This window comes from Halobacterium bonnevillei (assembly GCF_009831555.1).
GTDB lineage: Archaea > Halobacteriota > Halobacteria > Halobacteriales > Halobacteriaceae > Halobacterium > Halobacterium bonnevillei.
Genome location: NZ_WUUU01000188.1, coordinates 1 through 5,514 on the forward strand (window position 1 = coordinate 1; position 5,514 = coordinate 5,514).

Annotated in this window: 7 protein-coding genes and 1 pseudogene; 7 read left to right on the forward strand and 1 reads right to left on the reverse strand. The window is 68.2% G+C overall.

Going from position 1 to position 5,514, the window contains the following annotated elements:
* From GRX66_RS16035 to GRX66_RS19625, 3 genes are all read left to right on the forward strand, one after another.
* On the forward strand, positions 1-347 hold a 347-nt coding region (locus GRX66_RS16035; protein WP_159527427.1), incomplete at its 5' end, for a zinc-binding dehydrogenase.
* A 76-nt stretch (positions 348-423) separates the two neighbouring features.
* Positions 424-1,932 carry a carboxypeptidase M32 gene (locus tag GRX66_RS16040; RefSeq protein WP_159527428.1) on the forward strand — a complete coding sequence of 503 codons (1,509 nt, stop codon included), beginning with the start codon at positions 424-426 and terminating at the stop codon, positions 1,930-1,932.
* A 149-nt stretch (positions 1,933-2,081) separates the two neighbouring features.
* Positions 2,082-2,255: an HVO_0416 family zinc finger protein gene (locus GRX66_RS19625; RefSeq protein WP_201293067.1), complete on the forward strand. Its 174-nt coding sequence runs from the start codon at positions 2,082-2,084 to the stop codon at positions 2,253-2,255.
* A gap of 72 nt (positions 2,256-2,327) precedes the next feature.
* Here the strand turns inward: GRX66_RS19625 and GRX66_RS16045 are convergent, their stop codons facing one another.
* On the reverse strand, positions 2,328-2,708 hold the full coding sequence (locus GRX66_RS16045; protein WP_159527429.1) for a histone acetyltransferase: 381 nt from the start codon (positions 2,706-2,708) through the stop codon (positions 2,328-2,330).
* A gap of 206 nt (positions 2,709-2,914) precedes the next feature.
* Here GRX66_RS16045 and GRX66_RS20975 point away from each other — a divergent pair, with 206 nt between their 5' ends.
* The 4 genes and pseudogenes from GRX66_RS20975 to GRX66_RS16060 all read left to right on the forward strand — a co-directional run.
* Positions 2,915-3,073, forward strand: a complete 159-nt coding sequence (locus GRX66_RS20975; RefSeq protein ID WP_449271471.1) for a DUF7563 family protein — start codon at positions 2,915-2,917, stop codon at positions 3,071-3,073.
* A 75-nt stretch (positions 3,074-3,148) separates the two neighbouring features.
* Complete coding sequence (locus GRX66_RS16050; protein WP_159527430.1) at positions 3,149-4,978, forward strand: UvrD-helicase domain-containing protein; 1,830 nt, start codon at positions 3,149-3,151, stop codon at positions 4,976-4,978.
* Entirely contained in the window at positions 4,979-5,188 is a 210-nt protein-coding gene (locus tag GRX66_RS16055) for a hypothetical protein (protein ID WP_159527431.1), read from the forward strand. It abuts the gene before it with no gap.
* A pseudogene (locus GRX66_RS16060) lies at positions 5,182-5,514 on the forward strand (M24 family metallopeptidase); the annotation flags it as partial. The gene GRX66_RS16055 and the pseudogene GRX66_RS16060, both read left to right, overlap by 7 nt.

Here is a 5,514-nt window from a genome sequence, read left to right on the forward strand (position 1 = left end):
TCACGCACGGCGGCGCGAACCACGTTATGGAGTGCGTCGGCGCGGCCGCGGCGATGGACACCGCCATCGCGGTGTGTCGACCCGGCGGCACCGTCGGGTACGTCGGCGTGCCACACGGCGTCGACGACGAGGGACTGGACGTCTTCTCGCTGTTCACGGACAACATCGCGCTGAACGGCGGGGTCGCGCCAGTTCGCGCGTACGCCGAAGAACTGATGGCCGACGTCCTCGAGGGCACCCTCGACCCGTCGCCGATTTTCACGAAGACGGTGGACCTCGAGAACGTCGCAGAGGGCTACCGCGCGATGGACGAACGCGACGCCATCAAGGTCATGGTCAGGCCGTAGCGGCCGGCCACTGGACTGCCCGTGCCAGCTTTCCGGCGGGCGAGGGTTGATGTGTGGAGACTCCGCAGGGAGGTGTATGGCGACGAACACCTCCGACGCCGACCCCGCCGAAGCGGACGCCTACGAGGCCCTCGAAGAACGGACGAAACAGCTCTCCTACCTCGGTGACGCGCGCGGCACGCTGGCGTGGGACCAGCGCGTGATGATGCCGGAGGGCGGCGCGCCCGCCCGCGGCAAACAGCTCTCGGCGCTCTCCACTGTCCACCACGACCTGCTGACCGCCGACGAGGTCGGCGCGTGGCTGGACGAGCTCGCGGACCGAGACCTCGACGACGACCAACGGGTCGTCGTCCGGGAGCTACGCCGGCAGTACGAGCGCTCTGACCGCGTCCCCAGCGACCTGGTCGCGGAACTCACCGAGACCCAGTCCGACGCCCAGCAGATCTGGGAGGACGCGAAGGCGGACGCGGACTTCTCGCAGTTCGCGCCGATCCTCGAGGACCTCCGGGACATCCAGGTCGAGCGCGCCGAACACATCGACCCCGACGCGGACCCCTACGAGGTGATGTTCGAGGACGGCGAACCCTACCTGCCCCTCGAGCGCGTCGAGGAGATCTTCGACACGCTCCGCGCGGAGTTCGTGCCGCTCATCGAGGACCTGAAGGCCAGCGACGCCGCCTTCGAGTCGCCGTTCGACGGCGAGTACGACGACGACACCCAGATGGCGCTCTGCCGGGAGGTCGTCGACCGCCTCGGGTACGACTGGAACCGCGGCCGCCTCGACACCGCCCCGCACCCGTTCATGGTCGGCCCGCAGTTCGACGCCCGCATCACGACCCGCTTCGCCGCGGACGACCCGCTGGGCGCCGTGATGAGCACGGTCCACGAGTTCGGGCACGCGAGCTACCAGCACGGCCTGCCGGACGACCAGTACGGCCTGCCGCTCGGCCAGTCCCGCTCCTCGGGCGTCCACGAGTCCCAGTCGCGGTTCTGGGAGAACCACGTCGCCCGCACGGAGGCGTTCTGGGAGTACGCGACACCCATCGTGAACGAGCACCTCGACGCGGACGCCGACGCCCGGGACGTCTACGAGGCGGTCAACCGCATCTACCCGGAGAACAAGATCCGCGTGGAGGCGGACGAACTCACCTACCACATGCACATCATCCTCCGCGCGGACGTCGAGAAGGCGTTCGTCGGCGGCGACGTCGACGTCGACGAGATTCCCGGGCGCTGGAACGACCTGATGGAGGAGTACCTCGGCGTGCGCCCCGAGGACGACGCGGAGGGCTGCCTCCAGGACATCCACTGGACGGGCGGGTTCGCGTCCTTCCAGAACTACACCGTCGGGAGCGTGCTCGCCGCCCAGCTGGACGCGACCATGCGCGAGGACCTGGACGTCGACGGCCTCGTCCGCGAGGGCGAGTTCGACCCCATCCGCGAGTGGTTGACCGAGCACGTCCACGGCCACGGCCAGCGCTACACGACCGACGAACTCGTGGAGGTCGCGACCGGCGAGCCGCTGACCGCTGACTACTTCGTGGCGTACGCACGCGAGAAGTTCGGCGAGCTCTACGACCTCTAGTTCGACGACCGCTCCGACCGCTAACTGGTCGGCGTCTTTCTCTCCGCATTCCTGCGGTTCTCGCGACGAGTGCCTCCCCGTCCGGTGGCCGTTTCAGCCACCTGTCACTCCGGTACGTTCAAGTAGTGGTATGGTGTAGCATACCGCGTATGTCGAGCGCATCGACTCCGGACGACGACGCCCTTCTGGACGACTTCCTCGAACAGCGCGGCCACGAGACTGCAACGTGGGAGGAGAGCTATAACAAGAAGCAGTGTCCGGAGTGTGGGGGCCTCCACGACGTAGATGCGCGAACCTGTACAGTCTGCGGCTGGTCGCCGTAACCACCAGCCGACGCCGCTCACTACCGTTCTCGACGCCACGTGGCCGGCGGTCCGACACTCGCCGTCGGTCCCTCACTCGTCGTAGGACTGACAGCGAGCGATCCAGACGTCCGCGAAGGTCTCGGGCTCCACGACGCGGCCCGCGAGGTCCGCGATCCGGGCGACGCCGTCCTCCTCACACCACCCGATTGCGGCCTCGTAGACGTCGAAGTCGTACTCCTCGCGGACCGCCTCGTCGCGTTCGACGCGGAGTTCGTCGGCGCCCGCGAGGTACGCGAGGAACGCTCTCGTGTGGCCGTCCGAGAGGAACCACTCGCCGTCGTACTCGAAGACGGGCAGCGGGTCGTAGGCCGGGTCGTCGAAGTCGAACCACACGGCCGCCTCGGCGAGCTTCTCGCTGGAGAGGTAGAGCTGCGTCGGTCGCACGTCCCGGAGCGGGAGTCCTTGGGCCATCGCGGCCGGGAGTTCACAGTGTCGCCTATAGGCTGTTTCGGGGGTGTGCTATCGCACACCGGGCGCCGGAGGATTACACCCCCGACCCGGAACCCCGGTTCGCGTTTCTCAGCAGGCCCACCCGCCACGACCGTGTGGTCTCCGTGACCGGTTCCCGGTACGGCCAGCACGCATAAGGCGAATCCTGAGAAAGATTCGATGGAGCCATGCCGGAGTGCCAGAACTGTGGGTCCTTCGTGACCGACGCATACGCGAGAGTATTCACACCGAACAAGCACGGCGCCCCGCGTGTGTGTCCGAACTGCGAGGACAAGATACGCGACGGCGCAGAAGTCCGGGAGGCTCGCTCGACGCGCCGCACGTAGCCCGCCGGTATCGACCTGTTTACCGACTGTGGAATTTCACGCCGTTTATACCGTTTGGGTTCCTCTAGTTGTCTAATGACGGACTCGGAGCCGGAAGTCACGCGGCTGTTCGGTGGTCCGGGGAGCGGGAAGACGACCGCGCTCCTCGACCACGTCGAGGAAATTCTCGAAGACGACGACGTATCGGTGCGCGACATCCTCGTCGTCTCCTACACGCGCGCTGCCGCGGCCGAGGTCCGTGAACGCCTCGCCGAACGGCTCGACGTGAATCCGCGCTCGCTGCGCGGGAACGTCGCGACGATGCACGCGAAAGCGTACGAACTGCTCGGGCTCTCCCGCGGCGACGTCGTCGGCGAGGACGACAAAGAAGAGTTCTGCGAGGAGTACGGCATCCCCTTCGAGGACGAGTACGCCTCCGGGTCGCGACGCACCGCGCGCTCGACGACGCTCGGCAACAAGGTCATCGCGACCTCGCAGTGGCTCCAGCGAACGCGACGCGACGTCGCAGACTGGTACGACGTGCCGTTCCGCTGGAACGACGAGGAGGTCCGCCTGCCGCCGGAGATCGACGACAACGCGCAGGTCGGGAACAAGTACACGCCCACGTGGCCGTCGACGGACGAGCGCTACGACATCCCCGAAGCGATCCGGGCGTGGCGCGCGTACAAGGGCGAGAACGAACTCGTCGGCTTCGCGGACATGCTCGAGCGCGTGCGCCAGCGCTCGCTGCTCCCGGACGTCGACTACCTCGTCATCGACGAGTTCCAGGACATCACGAGCCTGCAGTACGACGTCTACGAGGAGTGGCGGCCGCACATGGACCGCGTGCTCATCGCGGGCGACGACGACCAGGTCGTGTACGCCTGGCAGGGCGCCGACCCCGAACTCCTCCTGAACACGAAGGTCACCGACGACGTCGTGCTGCCGAACTCCTATCGGCTCCCCTCCCAGGTCCTGGAGGTCGTCCAGCAGGAGATCAGCCACATCGAGACGCGCCAGGAGAAAGACCTCAAGCCCCGCAAGGAGGGCGGGAGCGTGGAGGCCATCGACAGCCCGTCGATGCTGGACCTCGTGCGGAACGTCCGCCGGACCGTCGAGTCCACCGACGACGACACGGTGATGATCCTGTTCCGTGCGCGCTACCAGCTGTTCGACTTCGTCGACGAGTTCATCGGCGAGGGCATCCCGTTCAAGGCGCTGACAGACCAGCGCATGTGGACGGACCGCCTCCAGCAGTACATCTCCGCCGTGGAAGCCCTGGAGAACGACGACCCCATTGACGGCCTGCAGGCCCGCCGCCTGATGGACATGCTCCAGGACTCGGCGTTCGGCACCCGGGAGCGCAACGACCTCCGGGAAGCCATCGACGAGGCCCAGGGCGAGAACACGGACCTCACCGACCTCACGTTCACCGCGGACTTCATCCGCGACTACGTGCCGTTCGTGCCCGGTCCGTCGGCCGCAGCGGACATGCTCCGGAAGGTCACGCGCTACCAGCGCCAGAGCATCGACGCGTACTTCCAGGGCGACTACCGCGGCATGGACCCGGACCGCGTGCGCGTCGGCACCATCCACTCCGCGAAGGGTCGCGAGGCCGACCACGTGTTCGTCTCCACGGACCTCACCGAGAAGGTCGTCGAGCAGATGGCGGCCACCGCCGACCCCGCGAACGTCCCGGACGACATCGAGTTCACGAGCAAGACCAGCCCCGTCCCGATTCTGACCGACAACGAGCGCCGCGTGTTCTACGTCGGGATGAGCCGCGCCCGGGAGCGCCTCGTCTTGCTCCAGAACCTCATCGGGGGCGCGCCGACGCTCCCCATCGACGTGTTGCTGTACGGCGAGCAGACCGGGCAGACCCTCGAGGACGCCCTCGGGGCGGACACGCCCGTCCAGATTCCGTGAATGCGCACTGCGGCTCTCGACGGCGCGCTCGCCGACGCGGGCGCTGACGCGTTCGTCTTCGTCGGGCCACCCGACGACCCGCTCGTTCGCTACCTGAGCGGCGCGTCCCTCCCGGTTCGGGCGCCGTCGTCTACGCCGGCCGCGTCGCCGTCGTGCCCGAGCGACCGCTCCGCGACCGCGTGTCGGTCCGCGAGGACGCGACCGTGCTAGATTCTGCACCGACGCCGGCCGAGCGGCTCCCGGATCTCGTCGGCGACGCCGTGCTCGCGCCGCGCACGCTCCCGCACGACGCCGCGCTCTACCTCGAAGCCGAGGACGTGGACGTGTCGTCGACGACCGCTCACCTGGCCGCCAGAGCCCGGAAGACGGCGCCCGAACTCGAGGCAGTGCGGGACGCTCAGCGCGCCGCCGAGCGCGGGATGGCCGCCGTCGCGGCACTGCTCGCAAACGCGGACGACGAGGCGGGTCCCTTCCTCAGTGACGAGCACGGCGACGTGACCGCCGAGCGCGTGCGCCGCACGGCGAACGCGGCGATG